The organism is Flavobacterium niveum (genome assembly GCF_055231775.1).
In genome coordinates, this window is sequence record NZ_JBUYSX010000002.1 from 299,411 (window position 1) to 322,398 (window position 22,988).

Here is a 22,988-nt window from a genome sequence, read left to right on the forward strand (position 1 = left end):
TAACATCAAACGTTTTTTTCACGATTTTTTATCACTAAGCACCTTTATTTTACTGTTAATTTTGTCATAAATTTATATTAATTCTTAAAAAGGCAATTGGTTGTTTTGTGATTTTAAGAAGAATATTTCGCTGCTTTTCACTTAAATAGTCGTAAAAACAGATAAATTTAACATGTGACTCATTTCGAAGCATTGTTTAATTACTATTTAATTACATTGTATTTATAAAACAAATTGAATGTGGTTTTGTGAAATCGTTTAACTTGTTTAAATGCAAAATTACGGTGCATTATTTTTACAAGCCTATGTTTTAAATTTACAACCACACAGCTTTTATTTTCCCGAAATTTACACTATGCAACACACCATCACAAAAACACAAATTGGCGTTATGAGCATTGCCGCGGGCGTATGCGTAGCCAACATCTATTATAACCAACCCATACTGAAAGATATAGCCCATAATTTTTCCATCCCCGAAAGCAAGGCCGGCATTATATCGGTACTGGCACAGGCGGGCTACGGGCTGGGGCTGTTTTTCCTTACCCCGCTGGGCGATAAGGTAAACCGCAAAAAACTGATACTCTCCCTTATGGGGATATTGGTGCTGGTACTTATAGGCACCACATTTATAAACAGCTTTACCATGCTGTGCCTTTTCAGCCTGCTTACCGGGCTTATGAGTGTGGCTGCACAGGTAATACTACCCATGGCTGCAAGTATGGACACCGTAAACCGCGGGCGTACTGTAGGCATCATCTTTACCGGTATACTGGTGGGTATCCTTTCGGCGCGGGTATTCAGCGGGCTGGTGGCCGGCTGGCTCGGCTGGAGGTATGTGTACGGTATTTCATCAGTCATGGTTATCGGCTGTATGGCTATGGTACAGTTTTCGTTACCCGATGTAAAAGCCGGTTTCGACGGCAGCTATGGCAAACTGCTGGGTTCGTCTTTGGAACAACTGAAGCGTTTCCCAGTATTGCGCCGCGCGGCCCTGCTGGGTGCACTGATGTTCGGGCTGTTCTGCTCGTTCTGGACTACGCTTACCTTCCACCTCAGTGGCGCACCGTTTAACTACGGCCCGGAGGTGATAGGCCTGTTTGGGTTTTTGGCTATAGCCGGGGCATTGCTGGCGCCGGTATTCGGTAAGCTGGCCGATAAGGGCAACCCCGCCAAAAGCCAATTCATATCCGGGCTTACGGTGTTAATTAGCATAGTTTTAATAAAAATATTTCCGCATTCGGTACCGGCTTTTGTAATTTCAGTCCTGCTGCTCGATGTAGGTGTGCAGGCCACGCAGGTAACCAATGTGGCTACCATTTACACCCTCGATGCCACGGCGCACAGCCGCATTAATACCGCGTACATGACCAGCTATTTTATAGGTGGCGCCCTGGGCAGCTTTACCGGTATACAATGTTGGGGACTTGGCGGCTGGGATGTAGTTACGTGGCAGCTATTGGCCTGGTGTTTACTGGCGCTGGTAATTGTAGCCTCAATGCGAACAAGGAAGTAGAGACGTTGCATTGCAACGTCTCGGTACAGATAAAACATAGCCAAGCCGCAAAGATGTGCCCGTACGATAGACGTTGCACTGCAACGTCTCTACAAAAAATCCGCGGCATCAGCGTTCCATATACATAACATATGAAAAATATTTTTCTTTCTTTATTAATAGCAAGTTCAGCTTTCGCCCAAAACAAGCTGGAGGAAGTCGCTTCCTTTGGTAAAAACCAGCCCATAGGTGTGGCGGTGGAAACCAAAACCAACAGGCTGTTTGTGTCGTTCCCGCATAGTGAGCCGTTTTTGTATGGCCTGACAGAAATAAAGGACGGCAAACGTGTACCGTACCCCAACACGGCCTGGAACTGGTACCTGCCAAACGAATATGCTACCCACTTTTACAACGTCCAGGATTTATATGCCGATGATAAAGGTTATCTGTGGGTGCTGGACAGTAAGCCGTCGGGCAGTGCATCGGTGTTTGGCGATGACGGTAAAAAGGAGGAAGGGAAGTTCAAGCTGGTTAAGATAAAACTTGCCGATAATAAGGTAGAAAAGGTGTATTACTTCGGCGGGCTGGACAAAACCAAAAGCGGCCTGAACGACGTACGCGTAGATACTTCGCGCAACCGGGCCTACCTGAGCGACCCTGCACAAAAGGCTATTGTGGTACTGGATTTGGCCAACGACACCGTGCGCCTTGCCCTGCAAAACGATGTTAGCACCACTGCCGATGAAGGATATATACTGAAAATAGGTGGCCGGGAAATGAAGGATGAAAAGGGCAACCCTTTTAAAAGCGATGTAAACGGTATAGCGCTTACGCCCGATAATACATACTTCTACTACAAGCCGATTAACAAAGATGCACTGTTCCGTATTGAAACGAAATACCTGGCCGATGCATCGCTTTCCGCAAAGGAGCTAAGTGCCAAAGTGCAAACCGTAGCCAAAGACGCCGGGGTGTCGCACGGACTGGAATGCGATGCCCGAGGCAATGTGTATTACGGCCATTCGCCCAGCCACAGCATACGCTACGTAAGCCCCGATGGTAAAGTACATACACTTGTTACTGACGACCGCCTGGTGTGGCCCGATAGCTTTGGCATAGGCAGCGATGGCTACCTGTACTTTAGTGTGGTGCAACTGAATCGCATTGCCAAATGGAACAACGGGCAGGATAAGGTGAGTTACCCGTTTAAGGTGTACCGGGTGGCTCTTTAGGGTTATGCGGTTATTCGGTGATTCGAAAAAGCAAAGCATAATATAAATAGTTATCTTTAATAATGTAAAGTAACGAATAACCGTATAACCAGATAACCGCATAACCCAGTTACAAATAACCCAATAACCGCATCACCGAATAACCCAAAAATGAACTGGCAACAGCAATCCCCGCCCGAAGCGCTTACCGATTTTGTGTCGGGTTACTGGAAGTTTCACAACGCTGCGGATGCTGATTATAACACCATTATAGTACCCGATGGCAGGGTGGACGTTATTTATTCCCGCAACGAAAACGGATTGCAGTGCGTACTCCGCGGGCTCGATACCGAACCTGGGCCGGGTACCATACCTCCCCAGGCCGAATATTTTGCCGTAAACTTTAAGTTGCCCGCAGTGGAGTATTTGTTTGGGCGCAGCATCAGTACCCTGGCAAACAGCGGCGAACCATTAACCGCCGGTTGGTGGGGCATAACAGAAAACGACCTTGACAGTTTTGATGTATTTTGCCAAAAAATATCCTCAGCGTTATTGGCCCTGATAAAACCGTTAGATCCGCGGAAGCGGTTACTGTTTGAAAACATTTACTCCTCAAACGGTACGCTAACGGTACAGGAACTCTCGGATAAATCAGGATGGAGCAGCAGGCAAATTAATAGGTATTTCCACGACTGGTTTGGGTTGTCGTTAAAGGCGTATTGCAACATCGTGCGTATGAGCGCTTCGTTTCGCCACATCAGCGAGGGCAGGCTGTTCCCTGAACTGGACTATACCGACCAGAACCATTTTATAAAGGAGATTAAAAAATACACCGGAGTAACCCCAAAAGAACTCAGCAAAAACACGGATAACCGCTTTGCCATTATCTCTGCGCTGAAAAATCTCGATTCCTGAAAAACGACCGTTTTTTACTATTTTATCATGCACCCATATCGGAATTTTGCCATGTAATATTTAAACATTGAGCAAAATGAATGTACTTAAAGATAAAAAGGTAGCCATAGTAGGCGGCGGCCCCGGCGGGCTCACCTTAGCACGCCTGCTGCAACAAAAAGGCGTAACGGTAAACGTATACGAACGCGACGAAAACAAGCACATACGCCAGCAGGGCGCCACACTCGACCTGCACCACGATTCGGGACTGGCGGCACTGGGCGCGGCAAACCTGCTTGAGGAATTTACCCAATACTACCGCCCCGGAGCCGATAAAATACGTATTGTAAACGGGCAGGGCGAAATATTTTACAGTGAACACGAGCACAGCAACAAACCCGTACTCGACTTTAACAGCCCGTATTCGCGCCCCGAAATAGACCGTGGCCCGCTGCGCGATATGCTTATTGATTCGCTTGCCGAAGGTACTGTGATTTGGGACTGCAAATTCACCGAAATGAAACCCCTTGAAGACGGCTGGGAGCTGTTTTTTGAAAACGGTAACTCTGCCTATGCCGATTTGGTTGTGGCAGCAGACGGCGGCAACTCTAAAGTCCGTAACTATGTAACCGATATAAAACCGATTTACTCGGGATGTACTATAGTAGAGGGCAATATTTACAATGCGAAAGAAAATGCACCAAAACTCTGGGAACTTACCAGTGGCGGAAAGGTGTTTGTATTGGGCAACGGCAAAACCCTTTGGCTTAGTGCCAAGGGCGACGGCACGCTAAACGCCTATACCACCACTCCGGAAACGGAAGACTGGGTAAAAACATCAGGAATCGATTTTAATGATATAGCCCAGGTAAAGCAGTGGTTCATTTCCCGATACGAAGGTTGGGGTGAGCAGTGGCTGGAGATTTTCGGGAATGAAAACACCCATTTTATCCCGCGTCCGCAATACCATTTTCCGGAAGATCAGTATTGGGGAACACAAAGCAACGTAACCCTTCTGGGCGATGCCGCGCACCGCACACCGCCATCAGGCGAGGGGGTAAACCAGGCCATGCTCGATGCCCTTGTGCTTACCGATGCCCTGACCAACGGGCAGTTTGATACCCTATATGATGCCTTGGTTCATTACGAAAAAGATATGCTTACCCGCGGGAAGGAATCTACCATAGAGGCACTGGAATTTTCAGCCATGATACAAAAGGAAGATGCGTTGGAAAAGATGCTGGAGTTTTTTGCTGATCCTATAGCGGACGAATAACCAAATAACCGCATCACCACATAACCCAAAAAACCTACCTTTGTAACTATGTATGCACTGGTAGACTGCAATAACTTTTACGCTTCGTGCGAGCGGGTTTTCAAACCGAAACTGGTAGGGGAACCCATTGTGGTGCTGTCTAATAACGACGGCTGCATCATCTCCCGCAGTGAGGAAGCCAAGAAGAAGGGCATTCCCATGGGGGCGCCGGAGTTTCAGGTGCGTGCCCAACTGAAACAGGAGGGCATACACGTGTTCAGCAGCAACTATTCGCTGTACGGCGACATGAGTGACAGGGTAATGAAAATCATGGAAGATTTCACCCCGAATGTGGAAGTATACAGCATAGACGAAGCCTTCCTGGATTTTAGCGGTGTAGCCGTAGCCGATTATTACGACTACGGACAGCAAATGCGTAAGCGTACCTCCAAATGGCTCAGCATACCCATTTGCGTAGGGATAGCACCCACCAAGACTTTGGCGAAAGCCGCCAACCGTATTGCCAAAAAATACCAGGACCGCACTGACGGTGTGTATGTTATAGATACCGATGAAAAACGCCTGAAAGCCCTGAAATGGCTGAAGATAGAAGATGTGTGGGGAGTGGGCTGGCGTACCGCGAAGAAGCTGCATGCACGCAACATAAAAACTGCACTTGATTTTATACAGCCGCATTTTGAGGGTTGGATAAAAACCAATATGGGTGTGATAGGCCTGCGTATAAAAATGGAACTGGAAGGCAAACCCGCCATAGGCGACGGCGAGGTGCCCGAAAAGAAAAAGAGCATAGCCACCACCCGCAGCTTCCCGAAGCAGATATCTGATTTCGACCTGATACGCGAACGCGTAAGTACCTTTGCCAGCGTTACCGCCGAGAAGCTCCGCAAGCAGGAGTCGGCGTGCCACATGGTTATTGTAATGCTCATAGCCGATAAGCATAAGGCGCACAACGGCCGCTACCATTACAGCCGCGCTATTACGCTGCCCTACGCCAGTAACTCGGCGATTACTATAAACAATGCTGCCCTTAAGGGGCTGAAGGAAATTATGCACGATGCCCAGGGTACCGTATTTAAAAAAGCCGGTGTGGTGGTTACCGAACTGGTACCCGAAAACGCCCGACAGCTGGATATGTTTGCCAACGAAGACCCGCGCCACCTGGCCCTGATGAAGGCTATAGATAAGGTTAATACCAAAAACGGCAGTCGCATAATACGTCTGGGCACTACCGATGCCAAAACCTGGAACATGAAGCAGGACATGCTTTCGCCACGCTACACCACCGATTTAAAAGATATACTGGTAATACAATGCCGATAGGGAAACCCAAAAATAAGCTCACGTTTTACAAGCCCGATTTTGAGGCCGGTACTGCGCTGCCTTTTGTTCCCGATGGGGTAAAGGCGGGATTTCCGTCGCCTGCGCTCGATTTCATGGAATACGAAATTGACCTGAACCGCCACCTGGCGCGCAATCCCGTCGCCACGTTTTACATACGCGTAGATGGCGACAGCATGCAGGGCGCAGGGATTTTTAACGGCGACATGCTGGTAGTAGACCGCAGCCTGGAACCCGCCGATGGTAAAATTGCCGTGTGCCTCATCGATGGTGAGTTTACCGTAAAACGCCTTAAGCTGGAAAAAGACTGCCTGTACCTGATGCCTGAGAACCCCGATTTTCAACCACTAAAAGTTACTGAAAATAATCAACTTACCGTATGGGGAATCGTTACGTATGTGGTGAGGGAGGTGTAGTTTTAATTTTTCAGTCGCAGTCACAGTTTTCAGTTGCTCACTCTTGCGTACCACTCTGTTATCTCTCTACATTCCGCAGGAATGCCCTGTGTGCTTTAAACACTGAAAAACTTTGTGAAACTTTGCGCTTCCTTTGGGAGACTTTGGGTATTAACTTCTATTTAAAGCTGATATAAGCAGACACTATGAGATGGCTTCATTCCTCGCCATGACAGACCGGAAACCGTACCAATCGAATAACCGAATTACCAAATAACCGCATAACCAAAAAAACTATTCCTCCACATACAGCACCAGCCCTTTAAGGTACGAACCTTCTGGGTGGAAGATGTTTACCGGGTGGTCCGGGCCCTGCGAAAGCTTGTGCAGTACGCGTACCTTGCGCCCGGCCTCTATGGCTGCTGCCGATACGGTGTTGTAAAACAATACATCGTCTATAACCTGCGAACAGCTGAATGTAAACAGGAAGCCGCCCTGGGTAATGGTTTTAAGCCCGGCTATGTTCAGGCGCTTGTAGGCCTGTGTGGCGGTATGCTTGCTTTTTATGTTCTTGGCAAAAGCAGGTGGGTCCAGTACAATAACGTCGTACAGGTTTTTATTTTCTTTCAGGTAGTCAAACACATCCGAAGCTACGGCCTGGTGGTTGCTGCCCGGGAAGTTCAGCTGCATATTCTCGTCGGCAAGCTTTACCGCTTTCTCTGAAATATCAACTGACGTAACCAGTTCGGCACCCGCGCTCATTGCATAAATAGAGAAACCGCCGGTATAGCAAAACGTGTTCAGCACCTTTTTTCCCGCCGAATATTTCTTAAGCAGGTTACGGTTATCGCGCTGGTCCAGGAAGAAGCCCGTTTTTTGGCCTTCCACCCAGTTTACGTGGAATTGTATGTTGTTTTCCTTAGCTACAGTATCATTGGCAGTGCCGTATACATGGAAGTCGGTACCCGTTTTAGGCAGAGTCTGCGCACTTTTGCAGTACACCGTCTGGCAATACTCCGGGAAGGTTGCTTTAAGTGCATCGGCTATTTCCTGTATTTTAAGGTAAATACCGGTAGAGTGCGCCTGCACCACAAAGTGCCCGTTGTAATAATCAATGATAAGCCCGGGAATGCCATCGCCCTCACCGTGTATCAGGCGGAATGCGTTGGTTTCCTCAATAGAAAAAAGTTTGGTACGCAGTTCCCACGCCGCCTTAAAGCGCTTTGCCCAAAAGGTGCCGTCAAAGGTTTCATTGGCAAAGGTAAGCACGCGTACGGCTATGCTGCCCTTGTCGCTGTAAAAGCCCGTAGCCAGCAGGCTGCCCTGGTGGTCGGTAACGTGTACCATCTGGCCGTCGGTAAGCTCCTCGCTTACGCCGTATACCGCCCCGCTGAAAATCCACGGGTGGTTTCGCTGTACTGATTTTTCTTTTCCTTTATTGAGTATAACTTTTGCAAATTCCATTTTTCTGATTGTTTTAGCCACGAATTACACGAATTGCCACCAATGCATTAGTGAAAATTAGTAGAATTTGTGGCTGCTGTTTTTTTCCGAATAACCAAATAACCACATCACCGAATAACCCTTTAGTACGCCAGTTTGCCAAGGTTCTCAAAGAACTCGTCTACGTTTATAGAGTCGTTGGCAAAGATGTGCTCACGGCTTAGCGGCAGTCGGTTACGGGCGCGGCCTATAACGTTGATGTGGCCGTTTTGGGCTATGGTATCTTCGGCGGTAATAAGGCCGCGGCGCAGCATTATATTTTTAATGTAGTTGTCGTGTTTTAAGGCAAAGCCTTTCAGGTTACCCGTGCCGTCAAACTTGTACATGAACTTTTTAGGGCTTGGGATAATGCTCGCCAGGTACACGCATTCGTCCAGTGTAAGCTCGCTAGGGTGCTTGTCGAAGTAATAGCGCGACGCCTCACCGATACCGTACACATCCGGACCCCATTCTATAATATTGAAGTACACCTCAAGCATACGCTCCTTACCGGCCACACGCTGGTTTTCCAGTACGTATACCAGCAGTATTTCCTCCAGCTTGCGCGACAGGGTTTTTTCGCGGGTAAGGAACACGTTCTTTACCAGCTGCATGCTTATGGTACTGCCGCCACGGCTAAACTTCTTGGTTTTTATATTGGCAATAAGGCTCTGTCGGAACGCTTCGGTAATGAAACCACGGTGGCGGAAAAACGAAGGGTCTTCGCTGGTAAGTACAGCCTTACGCAAAAATGGCGAAATATCGGTAATCGGGGTATAGTACGGGTTTGAAGTGCCCACGGTAATGGCGCGCTGTGCACGGCCGTCTTCCATGGCGCGGTACGTAAAAGGGCCGTTCAGCTTGGCAAGGTCGGCGGCACCGTACTTAATGATTTCCAGGCCTTCCTTATCCATTTTACTGTCGAACACCAGTGCGTTCGGCTTGTTTTTGTTGAATAAGAAATCGAGCCTGTAGCTGAAGTTGCCTTTGGCTTCCATACCCTCAAAGTTGGTAAACAAGCCCGTAGGCAGCGAGGTAATGAAGTCCTGCGCCTGCATTTTCGGGATGTTTGTCTTAAACTGGTATATGGTATCGCCCTCTACACTATAGCGTGCAAAAGGATGTAGTTTTACTTTATTAAGCTGAACGGTACTGGTACTGTCCAGCTCTATGTATTCGCCGCCAAAGCGGAAGTGGTAGTCAAAGCGGGCGTTGTTTATCACCACGTCTTTACTTGCTATACGGCGGTTGTTTACCATAAAGTTTTTGATGGAAGCGTAGCCGTCTACGTGCAGTTCGCCGCCGTCCATGTCTATCTTATCCACCTTCAGGTTAATGGCATCAAACCCGCTTTTCAAGTGGAAACGCCTTGCCACATACGGAATCACAATACGGCCCGTATCGGCATTAAAGAATTTCAGGTCGCACTGGTGCCCACGCGGGTCGGCCATACCGCTTACCTTCCAGGTTTGCACTATGGTATCTTCGGTAACACGCAGGGTACTCTCCAGTTGGTTATCGGCCAGGCGGGTATTGTCCAGCTTCAGGTTCAGCTTATGCCCCAGGTCGTCTACGCGCAGTTCCAGGTTGTGCAGCTCCATATCGGTAGGGATAAGGTTCAGCACACGGTTTATCAGGCTGTAGGCGCGGTCGGCATAATCGGTATCGTTATCGGTTTCCTCTTTTACCTCTTTTTTAGAATGCAGCAGGCTACGGAAGTTCCACCCCAGGCTGTCGCGCACCATTTGCACATAGCCGTTTTTCATGTGGAGTGTGCCCAACTGCACATCGCCCACAAGCAGGTGGCCCAGGCTTATGCTGGTATTTATTTCTTCCACGCTCATAAACGCAGGCTGGCCATTCGGCGTAAGGCTTACGTTTTTAAGTCTCACGCCGGTAATGCCGTCAAACGAGGCTTCGCGTACCTCAAAGGTAGCATTGCGCTCGGCGGCTTTGTCCTTAACGCGGGTAATTACCTTCTGCAACGCCATATTCCTGAAGGCGAAGAACAGTATGGTAAAGAGTGCCAGCAGTATTGCCAGGGTGATAAGCAGCCTGCGGGCTATTTTTTTATAATTGAGTTTCCTTCTCATCCGTTATCCGAAAAGGTGGCCTGCCACATCTTCAATTCGTGCCACCTGTTTTATGTCAATCAAAGTGTTTTTTAACGAAACCTTGCTGTATTTCGATACAAAAATAGTAGAAAAACCTAACTTCTCGGCTTCCAGTATGCGTTGTTCCACACGGTTTACCGGGCGTACCTCTCCGCTAAGGCCTATTTCGCCTGCAAAACAGTAGCCTTTGCCCACCGGGATGTCTTCGTTACTGCTGAGTATGGCAGCTACTACGGCCAGGTCTATGGCGGGGTCGTCTACGTTAATGCCCCCTGTAATGTTCAGGAAAACGTCCTTCGCCCCAAGGCGGAAACCGGCACGTTTTTCCAGTACGGCCAGCAGCATGTTCAGCCTTTTGGCGTTGTAGCCTGTGGTGCTGCGCTGCGGTGTGCCGTATACTGCGGTGCTTACAAGCGCCTGTATTTCTACCATAAGCGGGCGCATGCCTTCCATGGTGGTGGCTATGGCGGTGCCGCTCAGTTCTTCTTCCTTATGCGAAATCAGTATCTCACTTGGGTTGGCCACCTCTCGCAGGCCGTTGCCCAGCATTTCGTAGATGCCCAGTTCGGCGGTAGAGCCGAAACGGTTTTTAAGCGCGCGCAGTATGCGGTACACGTGGTTGCGGTCGCCTTCAAACTGAAGTACGGTATCTACCATGTGTTCTAAAATCTTCGGCCCCGCTATGGCGCCGTCTTTGGTAATGTGGCCTATCAGTATTACGGGTACGTTGCTTTCTTTGGCAAATTTTATCAGCTCGGCGGTGGTTTCGCGTATCTGGCTGATGCTGCCCGCACTACTTTCTATATAATCTGAATGTAGTGTTTGTATGGAGTCGATAATCACCACTTCAGGGTCTATGGCCTCTATCTGCCTGAAGATGTTTTGCGTTTTGGTTTCGGTAAGGATAAAGCAATTATCGGCCTGTGCGGTAATGCGTTCGGCACGCATTTTTATCTGCTTCTGGCTTTCCTCACCGCTTACGTATAAGGTGCGGAACGGCAGCTTCAGCGATATTTGTAGCAACAGCGTACTTTTACCAATACCCGGTTCGCCACCCAATAGCGTCAGCGACCCAGGGACCAACCCGCCGCCCAGCACACGGTTCAGTTCGCCGTCGCCGGTATCCATCCGTATTTCGGTAGCGCTGTCTATCTCGGTAATGCGTAACGGCTTGGGGGCTTTTTTGGCCTCGCCTGTGGGTGCTTTCCAGCCCGGTTTGTCTTCCTTAACTATGAGTTCCTCTACTATGGTGTTCCATTCGCGGCAGGCATTGCACTGCCCCTGCCATTTGGCATACTGGGTACCACAGTTTTGGCAATAAAATGCGGTTTTTACTTTGGCCATTTCCTAATAATGGGATAATAGTCTGTAAAGGTAGGATTTTTTGGGTTATGCGGTGATTTGGTTATTTGTTAATTCGTGGATGTGTTAATTTGTGTATTTGGTTGTTGGTTATTAGTTGTTGGTTATTAGTTGTTGGTTGCCGGAAGCTTCACTCAATGTTGGTATAAGTGAAGCTGCTCCCCTCTTGGAGAGGGGCCGGGGGTGTGTTATTTTCATTGAGAAGTTTGTAACACGGAGTTTCACAGAGAAGTCACAGAGATACACGGAGAAAGTTATTACCCAAAGTTTTTCATTCATAATATTGAAGAACACAGAGCATTCCTGCGGAATGAAGAGAAGATCACGGAGCGATTCGGCATGAGTGAAGCTGTTCCCTTCTCCGAGAGGGGTTAGGGGTGTGTTATTATTGAGGGTTTGTAACACGGAGTTTCACAGAGATACTCGGAGAAAGTTATTGCCCAAAGTCCCTTAAAGGAGGCGCGAAGTTTCCCGAAGTTTTCATTCATTCAGAACAGAGTGTGCAACTATAACTGTAAACTAATTAAAGTTTTTCAGCGCGCTGTATCATAAAATCCTTAGTGTATTCACCCACCGGATCCAGCGAATAAGAGTTGAGGTACACCCTTTTGGCTTTGGCATATTCGCCTATCATTTCGTAGTACATCGCTTCGTAGTATTCGCCTATGGTCTTTTTCGGGTAGCTTTTGCGGGCTACATCGGCCAGGTCTTTCAGTTCGTTGTATGCGCTGTTTTTCATTATGGCGGCTTCTATGGCCTTAAAATCGGTAAGGCGCACGGGCATATCGGTGCCCAGGTCCTGCTTTATAATGTCGTACTTATCGGTAAGGTATTTTACGTAACCCGACGGCAGGGTGGCAATCTTTTCCTGGTATTCTATAGGAGATATGGGCCTGTACGATGCAAATATACCGTACAGCGCACCCGGCACCCCAAAGGGTATAAGCGAATAGTGGCTGCCTTGGGTATATTCTTCATACAGGTACTTAAGGCTTGGGTTTTGTATGGTTTTAAGGTTAGTATCCAGCTCTTTTATTTTCTTTTTAAGGCGGGGTATATCACCATCGGCACTGCATACGTAGTAAAAAATATTCTGCTTGGTGTTTTTTAGCACCTCGAATATGCGGTTTTCCATATCGGGCGCTATTTCGGGACTGAAGTTTATATACCCCCTAAACGGTGTGGGTTCTTTGTACAGAAAAAAATTAGCTGCCCGCGCAGTAACGTCATGCCCGGCTATAATACGGAAAGGCGAAATACGGTAGTTCTTGTCCAGGTAGGGTAGTAGTTCATCGGCTACAAACTGAAAAAATTTATCGCCGGTACCTACGGGCAGGCCGGTAGTTTCATCTATTTCGGTATCGGCAGCGCGCTGTTTTGGGTCTATGTGGTTTATGGCCACAATAATGGTTTCTGGCAGTTCATCCCAGTAATAGGCATAAGAAAGGTCGCCTGAAAAAGGCTCAAGCATATACTCTCCGTCCAGCAATAACAGCAGCGGATATTTTTTTTCTTTGTCAGCCTCATAATACGGGGGCGTTACTACCCGTATCGATCGCGGAGCGCCCAGTATTTTGCTGGTCAACTCCTCTGTTTTTACTTGTGCACCGAGGGGGATCGAGGCAAAAAACAGTAGCAGTAGTGACACGTATTTCATGTTCTACAGTTTTTAAGGGGATAAAAATGCAGGACAAGATACGGATTATTTTTTACGATGGAACAGCGAAAGTGCTAAAAATGAGAAAGTTCCTAAAATAATAGTCAGTAATGTTTGCGAACCCCAAACGATATAACCGAAAGCAATACCCGAAGTAAAGGGTATATTGTAGGCTATCAGTACGTTAGCTACCGCTAAAGGAAACGACCCCACACCACCGTTTGTAAACGTTATGGCGAGGCTGCCTACTACAAATGCAACCAGTATGGTGCCGAAGCTAAGCCCCGCTGTTTGTGGTATGGCAAAGGTGGAAATATAAAACATAAGTACATACGTACACCATATGTATATAGACAGCAGCAGGAACGGCCACTTGTTTGGCATTTTAAAAACACTCAGTGCGCCTTCGGTAATACCGCTTAGCTTACCTTTTAATTTGGTAAGCCATTTCGCCTTACCATATATATAGTATAACAACCCGCATATGCCTAATATGAGTACTATACTGCCGTATAGCAGCAGCTTTTCATACGGTACGGTTACCAGGTAATCTTTCAGTTCGCCAAATTTAAGGGCTATGGTAAGGCTGGTACACAATATAAGCAGTATAAGGTCTACCACCCGTTCGCTTATTATGGTGCCCAGTGACTTGTCAAAAGGCACATCGGCGTAGCGGTTTATTACCCCTGCGCGTGCCACCTCGCCACTGCGGGGTATAAGCATGTTCATTATATAAGTAGCGCACACGGCGGTAAAGCGCACAAAAAACGGTGCGGTATAGCCCATGTGCTGCAGGGTATACTTCCAGCGGTAGGTACGCGCCCAGAAACCTGTAATGCCGGCAAACAATGCCAGGGCCACATACCAGTAATTTGCCGAAGTAAAACTATGTTCTACTTCGGGGCGTTCTTCGGGGCTAAGCTTGTTATAGGTGTATATAATTAAAAAAACTCCCACAGCGAGCGGGAGTAGTATACTTAATATTTTTATTATTTTTTGTTTCATTGCCCTTTAGGTGAGCGTGTTGTCTTTTTCGTTAGGGAACACTATAGTGGGCTTAAACTGCTTGGCTTCCTCAAAATCGAGTATGCCGTAAGAGATTATTATAATAATGTCGCCGCGCTGCACTTTTCGTGCGGCAGGCCCATTAAGGGTAATATCGCCGCTGTTGCGGTTTCCTTTTATCGCATAAGTTTCAAGGCGTTCACCGTTATTGATGTTCACTATCGAAACTTTTTCACCTTCAATAATATTCGCAGCTTCCATAAGCGCTTCGTCTATGGTAATGCTCCCAATATAATTAAGATCGGCCCCGGTCACCACTACACGGTGAATCTTGGATTTTACAACTTGAATTTGCATGGCGCAAAGGTAATCAATTTAATGAAATATTGTCTATTAACCTAACGTTGCCTAAAAAAACTGCAATGAAAGCCCTGTATTTCCTGTTTTCTTTTAACGTGGCAGGCAGCAGCGTGTCTTCATCGGCTATTTCAAAGTACTCCGGCTTAAACTCCGGATGGCCTTCAAAGGCGTGCTGTACATAGCTTTTCACCCCGTCTATGGTTTCGTGCTGAAAGCGCTGGCGGGCTTCCTGTAATATCTGGTATATCAGGGCGGCATCGTGGCGTTCTGTGCTGGTAAGGCGCTCATTGCGCGAGCTCATAGCCAGGCCGCTGTCTTCACGGCTTATGGGGCAGCCCACTATGTTTATAGCCATATGCTCTTTCTCTACCAGTTTCTTTACAATCTGCAACTGCTGGAAGTCCTTTTCGCCAAAATAGGCATTGGTAGGCTTTACGGCTTCAAACAGTTTTTTCACTATGGTGCCCACACCGTCAAAATGGCCGGGGCGGTGTGCGCCTTCCATCTGGTTTTCCAGCCCGTCGAAGTTATAATGCACGCTTTGGGTTTGGCCCTGGTACATTTCGTCTACCTCCGGGGCAAAGATGATAATACCGGGGTTAAGTGCTGCTATCTTGGCGGCATCGGCCTCCAGGGTGCGCGGGTATTTCTCCAGGTCTTCGGGGTTGTTAAACTGGGTGGGGTTTACAAAAATACTTACCACAGTAATGCTGTTTGCGGCAAGCGATTGCTGCATAAGGCTGAGGTGGCCGCTGTGCAGCGCCCCCATGGTAGGTACAAAACCAACGGTTTTTGCGGTGTGCCAGTACGGTGCCAAATGCGCCTGTAGCTGGTCTTTTTTACTGAAAATGAGCATTGATACGCTATTTAAAACCCCGCAAAATTAATATATAGTTATAAACTGCGCAAAAATGTTTAATTTTGCATGGTTTTTTTACCGGAACTAATTCAAAAAACAACGATGGAGGATAAGAGGATATTATACGTATCGTCTGAGGTAGTGCCTTACCTGGCTGAAAATGAAGTTTCTTTAATGTCATTTGACGTGCCGAAAATGATTAACGACCAGGGCGGGCAGATACGCATTTTTATGCCACGCTATGGCAACATTAACGAGCGCAGGCACCAGTTGCACGAAGTTATCCGCCTTAGCGGGATGAACCTTGTGGTAAACGATATGGATATGCCGCTTATTATAAAGGTGGCCAGTATACCGAAAGAGCGTATACAGGTGTACTTTATAGATAATGACGAATACTTTAAGCGCAAGGCTACGTTTACCGACGAAGATGGTACCCTGTACCCTGATAATGACGAACGCGCCATTTTCTTTGCAAAAGGCGTAGTGGAAACCGTAAAGAAGCTGAACTGGGTACCCGATATTATCCACGTGCACGGCTGGCTGGCTAGCCTGCTGCCGGTGTACATGAAGCATTACTACAAAAATGAGGCGCTTTTTGCCGATACTAAAATAGTTACATCGGTATACGGACCGGGCTTTGAAGGTACGCTGGACCAGAACATGCTGGGCAAAGTATTGTTTGACCAGGTTCCGGAGGCATCTGTAAACATGCTTGCCACGCCTGATTATGAAAATATAATGAAGGCGGCCATAAGCCACAGCGATGCTACCATTATAGCGTCGCCAAACGTGTCTGAAGGCCTTATAGCCTATACTGAGGCTTCGGGCAAACCGTTCCTTCCGTACGTGGATAAAGATAATTTTGCGGCTGCGTATACTAATTTCTATAAAAATGAGGTTTTATAGCAAAACCGTATAAAAAATTGTAAATGAAAAACTTTTCGTTCCTGAAAAACCTGCTTTTTGCTTTTGCAGCCGTAGCGGCAGTTGTAGCGTGTGATGACGAGTACAGCGAGCTGGGCAGCGATGTGGTAGACGGCGATATACATAACTCCCTTAACCGTACCTATGCACAGCTGGTGGCCTATGACCGCCCACTGGGTGCCGTGCAGGTAAACGGGCTTGACGTAAACTACCTGGGCGTGCTGAACAGCGATGTATTTGGCAAGACTACTGCCAGCTATATTACGCAGGCGCAGTTGGCCATTACAAACCCTTCTTTTACCAGCAACCCGGTAATAGATTCGGTATGGGTATATGTGCCCTACAATGCCGTTACAGATAGTGTTACAAACAATAACAGCATAAGGGAAACCCATTACTCATTAGTAGACTGTTATGGCAGCGAGGATGAAAACCAGTCGTACAGGCTGAAAATACGCCGCAATAATGTTTACCTGCGCAGTAACGATGCTTCATCGGGCGGTAGCGAAACGCAATATTACTATTCTGATGACAATACATTATTGGCTAACCAGGGTATAAGCCTGCTGGCTAACGATGCTGCTGATGTAGAAGCAAAAATCAGCGATAAGGAAATACGCCGCCTTGCCACATACGTGCACGGCGACGACACTACAGCAACGGTAGATACGGTAGAAACACTTGCGCCGGGTATATTCCAGTACCTTAGCCCACAGCGTTTCCAGGAAATATTACTGGGGCCGGCAGGGCAGGGTCAGCTGGTTAACAACAATGTTTTTAAGGATTATTTCCGTGGCGTGTCTTTTACTGCCGAGCAAATAGGCACTAACAGCCGCATTATAGCCCCTAAGTTTACCAGCGGTTATATAAAAATAACGTATGACCAGGACGACCTGGACAAAGACGGTAACCTGCAATACGAAAACGGCAACATAAAGCGCGAACACCTTAGCCTTACTATTAACCTTACGGGTACGCATGTAAATGTGCTGCAAAACGAAAATGGCGACCAGTACCTTAATGCGGTAAACTCATCTGACGAAACCAATGGCGATGACAGGCTGTACCTAAAAGGTGGAGCGGGCAGTATGGCCACTGTAAATATAAACCAGGCCGATATAGATGCGTTAAAAGACCTTAGTGAAAGTGACAGTGATAGTGTAAGGGCACTGATAAACCAGGCCAGCCTTAAAATTTATGTAGACAGGCAGAATATGCCACTATCGTCATTGCCGCCGCGTATCTACCTGTACGACCTTACCAATAAAAGGCCGCTGTATGATTATTACCTGGATGCTACTACCTCTGCAAATACAAGGGCAAGTAAGTATGTGTATAATGGTATACTTAAAGATTCTTCTGCACCATATTACCGCATCAGCCTTACAAACCATATTAATAACCTTGTCCGCAAGGACTCTACAAATATCAGGCTTGGCCTTGTATTAACCAATGATATAACGGTTATTTCAAACGCTATGCTACGTACACCGTTTACACTTCCGGCTATTTTAGGAAATCCTGACATTCCGGAATTTACGGTAAAAACCGTGCCTACAGCGCACATAAGCCACCCACAGGGTGTGGTGCTGTACGGCAGCAACATTCCGGCAGGCGATCCTGATTACAACAAGCGCATGCGACTGGAGATTTTTTACACTAAAAAAGATTAATTATGTGTGGAATTGTAGGATACATAGGCCACAGGGAGGCCTATCCCGTAATAATAAAAGGGCTTAAAAGGCTGGAGTACCGTGGGTACGACAGCGCCGGTGTGGTACTGTATAACAACAACGAACTGCACCTGTGCAAAACAAAAGGCAAGGTAAGCGACCTTGAAGCCAAAGCCGATGCCGAACTAGATAAAAGCGCTACCATAGGCATAGGCCACACACGCTGGGCTACGCATGGTGTGCCGAATGACGTAAACAGCCACCCGCATGTTTCTAACTCGGGTAACCTGGTTATAGTGCACAACGGCATCATAGAAAACTATGAGCCTATAAAGAAAGAACTTATAAAACGTGGCTATACCTTTAAGAGCGATACCGATACCGAAGTACTTGTAAACCTTATAGAAGAGGTGCAAAAGCAGGAAGGCATTAAGCTGGGCAAGGCTGTACAGATAGCCCTGAACAATGTGGTGGGCGCATATGCCATAGCCGTTTTTGATAAAAACAACCCCGATGAGCTTGTTGCGGCCCGCCTGGGCAGCCCGCTGGCTATAGGTGTGGGCGAGGGCGAACTGTTCATTGCTTCAGATGCTTCGCCGTTTATAGAATATACCCCGAATGCCTTGTACCTGGAAGATGGCGAGCTTGCCATCATAAGCCTTGGCAAAGACGTAAGGGTGCGCAAAATAAAAGACGATACGCTGGTAGAACCCTACATCCACGAGCTGCAAATGAGCCTGGAGCAGATAGAAAAAGGCGGTTTTGACCACTTTATGCTAAAGGAAATCTACGAGCAGCCTAATGCTATTAAAGACACCTTCCGCGGAAGGATAAGGGTAGAGGAGGGTATCGTGAAAATCAGCGGTGTGGAAGACAACCTGCCGAAGTTTATCAATGCAAACCGTATCCTTATCATAGCCTGTGGTACCTCATGGCACGCAGGCCTTGTAGCGGAATATATATTTGAAGAATTTGCCCGTATCCCTGTAGAGGTAGAGTACGCCAGCGAGTTCCGTTACCGTAACCCGGTTATCCGCCCGGATGATGTGGTTATAGCCATATCACAATCGGGTGAAACTGCCGATACCCTTGCCGCTATTAAGTTGGCTAAAGAACACGGCGCCTTTGTATTCGGGGTGTGTAACGTGGTGGGTTCGTCTATCTCCCGCGAAACACACAGTGGGGCATATACCCACGCCGGCCCTGAGATTGGTGTGGCTTCTACCAAGGCATTCACCACGCAGATTACCGTGCTTACCCTTATGGCGCTGCGTATAGCAAGGGCTAAAGGTACCATGGCACGTGCCGATTACTTCCGTTACCTGCAGGAGCTGGAGCGTATACCGCAACTGGTAGAGCAAACCCTGCAAACCAACCTTGAGATTCAGACGATAGCGTCTATCTATAAAGATGCGCCAAACTGCCTGTACCTGGGCCGTGGATTTAACTTCCCGGTGGCGCTGGAAGGTGCGCTGAAGCTTAAGGAAATCAGCTACATCCATGCTGAGGGTTACCCTGCCGCCGAAATGAAGCACGGGCCTATAGCACTGATTGACGACAAAATGCCGGTGGTTATCATAGCGCCGAAGCAGGAGCATTACGACAAAATTGTGAGCAATATACAGGAGATTAAAGCCCGCAGCGGCAAGATTATAGCCGTGGTAACCAAAGGCGACACCCAGGTGAAAAGCCTTGCCGACCACGTTATAGAAATCCCAGAAACCAGCGATGCGCTTAGTCCGCTTGTGGCCACCATACCGCTACAGCTGCTAAGCTACCACATTGCGGTGATGCGTGGTTGCAACGTAGACCAGCCGCGTAACCTTGCCAAATCTGTTACAGTAGAGTAAAGAACGTATTACACTTTTATAGTAAAGCCATCGGGAAGCCGGTGGCTTTTTTTGTGCCTTGTGGCGAAAAATTACTGAAAACTACCTCGAATATTCCACACCGTAGCGGGGGTGCAAAACTGGTTTTTTGGGTGGTGCCCTACTTTGCAGCGGGTACTGCAAACAAAAACGGGGTAGCACCTTACACCCGGCCTTTTACCCCTGAAGCCCCAGCCGTAGCGAGCTACAGCGGTATGTTGGGGTAACTTTGGCAGGCTGTGCTACAGGCACTATTTATAAAGATACGAAATACCTCCCACAGTACCAAAACCACCCTATGGCATGCCGAATAATCCACTTTTTGTACGTTTTTATACAAAATGCTGTGGAATATCTTTTTTGTAATATTTTGTAAAACAGTGTTTTAGTTTTTTAGGGTTGTGGATTATCAGGGAGATATTCCACAATTTTTGGGGTGGAAATTTTTAGTAGAATAGAAAAGTTTAAGTATTCTTACTAACAATAAAAAAGTTTTCTCTTTTTACTTTATTATACATTATTTCAAGTCTTTTTTCTATTTTGTGATTTTCAGATATAGGTACGTCAAAGCTGTTGTCTTTTAAAAAAGTTTTCAAATTCTCTTCATTTGAAAACTTTAATGATGTAATATTATATTTTTCAAACTTATTATTTTTCCAAATAACGCTCTCATAGGATGAACAAGAATGAAAATTTGAACCCCAAAAATTGTTATTTATAATTATTGAATTTGTAAAGTCGATATTAAATGAACAATCGATAAAACTATTCCCATTAATAGTGCAATTAACTATTTCTTCTTGAATTAGAATATTTGTAAAGCTGTTAGAGTCAATTAAATATAAATGAGAATTGTAACTATTGAAGTTAAGATTAGCAAATGTTCCATCTATATTAAACATAGTTGATAATTTAAATAGAAATAATTCAACTTCTTCTGTGACTTCAAGAAGTTCACCCGTAACTAAATTTGATGTTGAGTAAAAAATCCAGAAAAGTTCAAAAATTGAAACTGCTTTTTTAAACGGTGTAATTTTTGAGTCTCTATTATAATAAATTAAATATTCATCTTTTGAAAGACTATAGAAAATACTTTTAGATTGATTGACTATATCCAATTTAATAGATGAAGGTTCATTTAAAATTATTTCTTGGAGGTTTTTAAACACAGAGTAGCTAAATTCTTGAGTGCCGATTAATCTATATAGTAAATCAAAATACGTCTCTTTGTTTATATATACCAAGTCATTATCTTCATCTCTTTTAAGAAGAATTTTTTTGTTTTCTTCCCACATATATTCAGCAGTCAAATATTCCCATAATGAGTTATGAAAAAATTCAATTGCAGTGTCTTTTGCATTATCATTTTTTGATTCTTGAAAATAGAAGCTTATAAGCAAATATTTGCTTATTTCTTTGATTTTTTCAGGTGAACTAAGTATGTCAGGACTAAAACATTTTTTAACAAAATTTTTGGTTGATTCTAATTCAAGCAAGTTTTCTAAAGTTATAAATAGATTAGGTGACTGATATATTTCAAATGCAATATTTCTAATGTATTCGCGTAAATATTTTTCGTACGATGAATGACTATCTTTAATTTTTGGGTTGATATAATCTAATTGCCCATTTTCATCCCAAGCTCTTTTTGATAAAATTGAAAATAACTTACTGTATATTATTGATTTAGAGTCTCCTTTTTGAACATTAATGTCAGCTATTGATATAAAATAAATTACAACTGCCTGCTGTAAAAGTTCCTTTATATGTTTATATTCTTTCTGATTTAAAATGGTTTTGATTTTTTTTGCGAACTTATTTTTTGGATAAAATTTTTTGAAATTAGATACATATTCTAATATTTTTTTGTCATCAAAAGGTTGAAGTTCCACTACTAGTGTTCCATCAATGCAAGGTTCATTTACATTTAGATAATTTGCCCTTGACGTAAGTATGATTTTTAAATTGTTATTACTTCTACATGCTTTATTTAAACGCTCATACAATATCCTTAAATCATTATCGCTAATCCCTCCTCCCATATAGGCTTCATCTAAACCATCTAATATTAGAACTATTTTTGAGTTTGAAAAATCGCAATTAAGTTTGAGTAATTTGTTGATTTCATCAAAGGGGGCTCTTATAAAATCTGTAGCGACTAAATCTCGGATTTTAACGAAACAAAGTTCATAAGGTGGTAAGCCTTGGTGTATATGTAATAAATCATATATTGTTTTATAACAAAAAGATGTTTTTCCCTGCCCAGGTTGCCCTAGTATAAATATCATGTTGTATTTTTCTCTAAATACAGATAACTTTTTGTCTTGGAAGAAGAAATCATTTAAGAAATCATGTAAAGTAATTTGCTGTTTAAGCTTTACAAAGTAATGATAATCCGTAGAGTCTTGTAAATTCCGGCTTAAGACTTGGAAGTATGGCTCTACATATAAATCTTTCAAGGATTCTTTACACTCTGTCCTGTTAGGTTGTAAAAGATTTGTGAAGTGACTTTTTATCTTTAGATAATAAGTTAAAAGTTTATCTATGGCTTCAGATTGCGTAAAAATCACATTGTCAAAATGATTAACTAACTTTTCATATTTTTCCCGATTAGATGAATATTCTAAGTTAAGGTTATCCCTATAGGTCTTGTAATATGTGTATTCAAAATCTTCAGGAATAACGATTTGTAATAATTTAATAAATTTCTTAAACAGTATGTACGCTTTGGTTAAATAGGCTGGTGAATGAGTAATAATGTCTTCAAAAAATTCTTTTCGAATTATAATATCCTGTTCAAGAAACTCTTTAACGTCTTCAGCAATATCAGCATTTAGAACAAAACTACTATTTGTATTTACTTTCGCTTGGTCAAGCTTTTTTGCTAAATCGATGTTAGTTTTTATAGCAGTATTGTATAGCAGTGAAAATGCTATCATCTCTAAATCATTCTCGGCAGTTACGATGTCAGTAATCGCTGTGCCTAAATTGAAATCAAAAAAGTTCTTGATTAGATCTTTACCACTTAATTTAAATGTATAGCTTGAGGCTTTAAGTCTTATTTCCATGATT

Annotated in this window: 17 protein-coding genes; 9 read left to right on the top strand and 8 right to left on the bottom strand. The window is 45.2% G+C overall.

Translation table 11 applies throughout. From position 1 onward, the window contains the following. Positions 1-391: 391 nt before the first annotated feature. From ACZIX4_RS06755 to ACZIX4_RS06780, 6 genes are all read left to right on the top strand, one after another. Positions 392-1,516: an MFS transporter gene (locus ACZIX4_RS06755; protein WP_463334855.1), complete on the top strand. Its 1,125-nt coding sequence runs from the start codon at positions 392-394 to the stop codon at positions 1,514-1,516. 131 nt (positions 1,517-1,647) lie between these two features. After that, the gene (locus tag ACZIX4_RS06760; protein WP_463334856.1) at positions 1,648-2,727 is read left to right on the top strand and encodes an SMP-30/gluconolactonase/LRE family protein; all 1,080 of its coding nucleotides are present in this window, start codon (positions 1,648-1,650) and stop codon (positions 2,725-2,727) included. A gap of 150 nt (positions 2,728-2,877) precedes the next feature. Beyond that, on the top strand, positions 2,878-3,621 hold the full coding sequence (locus ACZIX4_RS06765) for a DUF6597 domain-containing transcriptional factor (RefSeq protein WP_463334857.1): 744 nt from the start codon (positions 2,878-2,880) through the stop codon (positions 3,619-3,621). A gap of 76 nt (positions 3,622-3,697) precedes the next feature. Next, a complete protein-coding gene (locus ACZIX4_RS06770; protein ID WP_463334858.1) occupies positions 3,698-4,876 on the top strand; it encodes an FAD-dependent oxidoreductase in 1,179 nt (392 codons plus the stop codon). Positions 4,877-4,924: 48 nt separating this feature from the next. Next, positions 4,925-6,196, top strand: coding sequence for a Y-family DNA polymerase (locus ACZIX4_RS06775; RefSeq protein ID WP_463334859.1), 1,272 nt, complete (start codon positions 4,925-4,927; stop codon positions 6,194-6,196). After that, positions 6,187-6,630 carry a LexA family protein gene (locus ACZIX4_RS06780; RefSeq protein ID WP_463334860.1) on the top strand — a complete coding sequence of 148 codons (444 nt, stop codon included), beginning with the start codon at positions 6,187-6,189 and terminating at the stop codon, positions 6,628-6,630. The genes ACZIX4_RS06775 and ACZIX4_RS06780 overlap by 10 nt, the downstream gene beginning before the upstream one ends. 273 nt (positions 6,631-6,903) lie before the next feature. Here the strand turns inward: ACZIX4_RS06780 and ACZIX4_RS06785 are convergent, their stop codons facing one another. The 7 genes from ACZIX4_RS06785 to panC all read right to left on the bottom strand — a co-directional run bounded on the left by ACZIX4_RS06785 (position 6,904) and on the right by panC (position 15,445). Next, positions 6,904-8,073 carry a class I SAM-dependent rRNA methyltransferase gene (locus ACZIX4_RS06785; protein ID WP_463334861.1) on the bottom strand — a complete coding sequence of 390 codons (1,170 nt, stop codon included), beginning with the start codon at positions 8,071-8,073 and terminating at the stop codon, positions 6,904-6,906. A gap of 122 nt (positions 8,074-8,195) precedes the next feature. Next, entirely contained in the window at positions 8,196-10,184 is a 1,989-nt protein-coding gene (locus ACZIX4_RS06790; RefSeq protein ID WP_463334862.1) for a transglycosylase domain-containing protein, read from the bottom strand. A gap of 3 nt (positions 10,185-10,187) precedes the next feature. After that, positions 10,188-11,549 (bottom strand): DNA repair protein RadA, encoded by a 1,362-nt coding sequence (gene radA / locus ACZIX4_RS06795; protein ID WP_463334863.1) that lies wholly within the window; start codon positions 11,547-11,549, stop codon positions 10,188-10,190. Positions 11,550-12,090: 541 nt separating this feature from the next. After that, complete coding sequence (locus tag ACZIX4_RS06800) at positions 12,091-13,224, bottom strand: alpha/beta hydrolase (protein ID WP_463334864.1); 1,134 nt, start codon at positions 13,222-13,224, stop codon at positions 12,091-12,093. 45 nt (positions 13,225-13,269) lie between these two features. Next, positions 13,270-14,229: a lysylphosphatidylglycerol synthase transmembrane domain-containing protein gene (locus ACZIX4_RS06805; protein ID WP_463334865.1), complete on the bottom strand. Its 960-nt coding sequence runs from the start codon at positions 14,227-14,229 to the stop codon at positions 13,270-13,272. A 6-nt stretch (positions 14,230-14,235) separates the two neighbouring features. Further along, entirely contained in the window at positions 14,236-14,586 is a 351-nt protein-coding gene (gene panD / locus ACZIX4_RS06810; protein ID WP_463334866.1) for an aspartate 1-decarboxylase, read from the bottom strand. Positions 14,587-14,599: 13 nt separating this feature from the next. After that, entirely contained in the window at positions 14,600-15,445 is an 846-nt protein-coding gene (gene panC, locus ACZIX4_RS06815) for a pantoate--beta-alanine ligase (protein WP_463334867.1), read from the bottom strand. A gap of 105 nt (positions 15,446-15,550) precedes the next feature. On the opposite strand from panC, the gene ACZIX4_RS06820 reads away from it, so the two are divergent. Genes ACZIX4_RS06820 through glmS form a run of 3 tightly spaced genes read left to right on the top strand, consistent with a single transcriptional unit; the run spans position 15,551 to position 19,898 of the window. Beyond that, on the top strand, positions 15,551-16,357 hold the full coding sequence (locus ACZIX4_RS06820; protein WP_463334868.1) for a glycogen/starch synthase: 807 nt from the start codon (positions 15,551-15,553) through the stop codon (positions 16,355-16,357). 23 nt (positions 16,358-16,380) lie between these two features. Next, positions 16,381-18,048, top strand: coding sequence for a DUF4270 domain-containing protein (locus ACZIX4_RS06825; protein WP_463334869.1), 1,668 nt, complete (start codon positions 16,381-16,383; stop codon positions 18,046-18,048). Between the two features lie 2 nt (positions 18,049-18,050). After that, positions 18,051-19,898: a glutamine--fructose-6-phosphate transaminase (isomerizing) gene (gene glmS, locus ACZIX4_RS06830; RefSeq protein ID WP_463334870.1), complete on the top strand. Its 1,848-nt coding sequence runs from the start codon at positions 18,051-18,053 to the stop codon at positions 19,896-19,898. 482 nt (positions 19,899-20,380) lie between these two features. Here the strand turns inward: glmS and ACZIX4_RS06835 are convergent, their stop codons facing one another. Beyond that, a complete protein-coding gene (locus tag ACZIX4_RS06835) occupies positions 20,381-22,984 on the bottom strand; it encodes an NACHT domain-containing protein (protein ID WP_463334871.1) in 2,604 nt (867 codons plus the stop codon). Between the last annotated feature and the right edge of the window lie 4 nt (positions 22,985-22,988).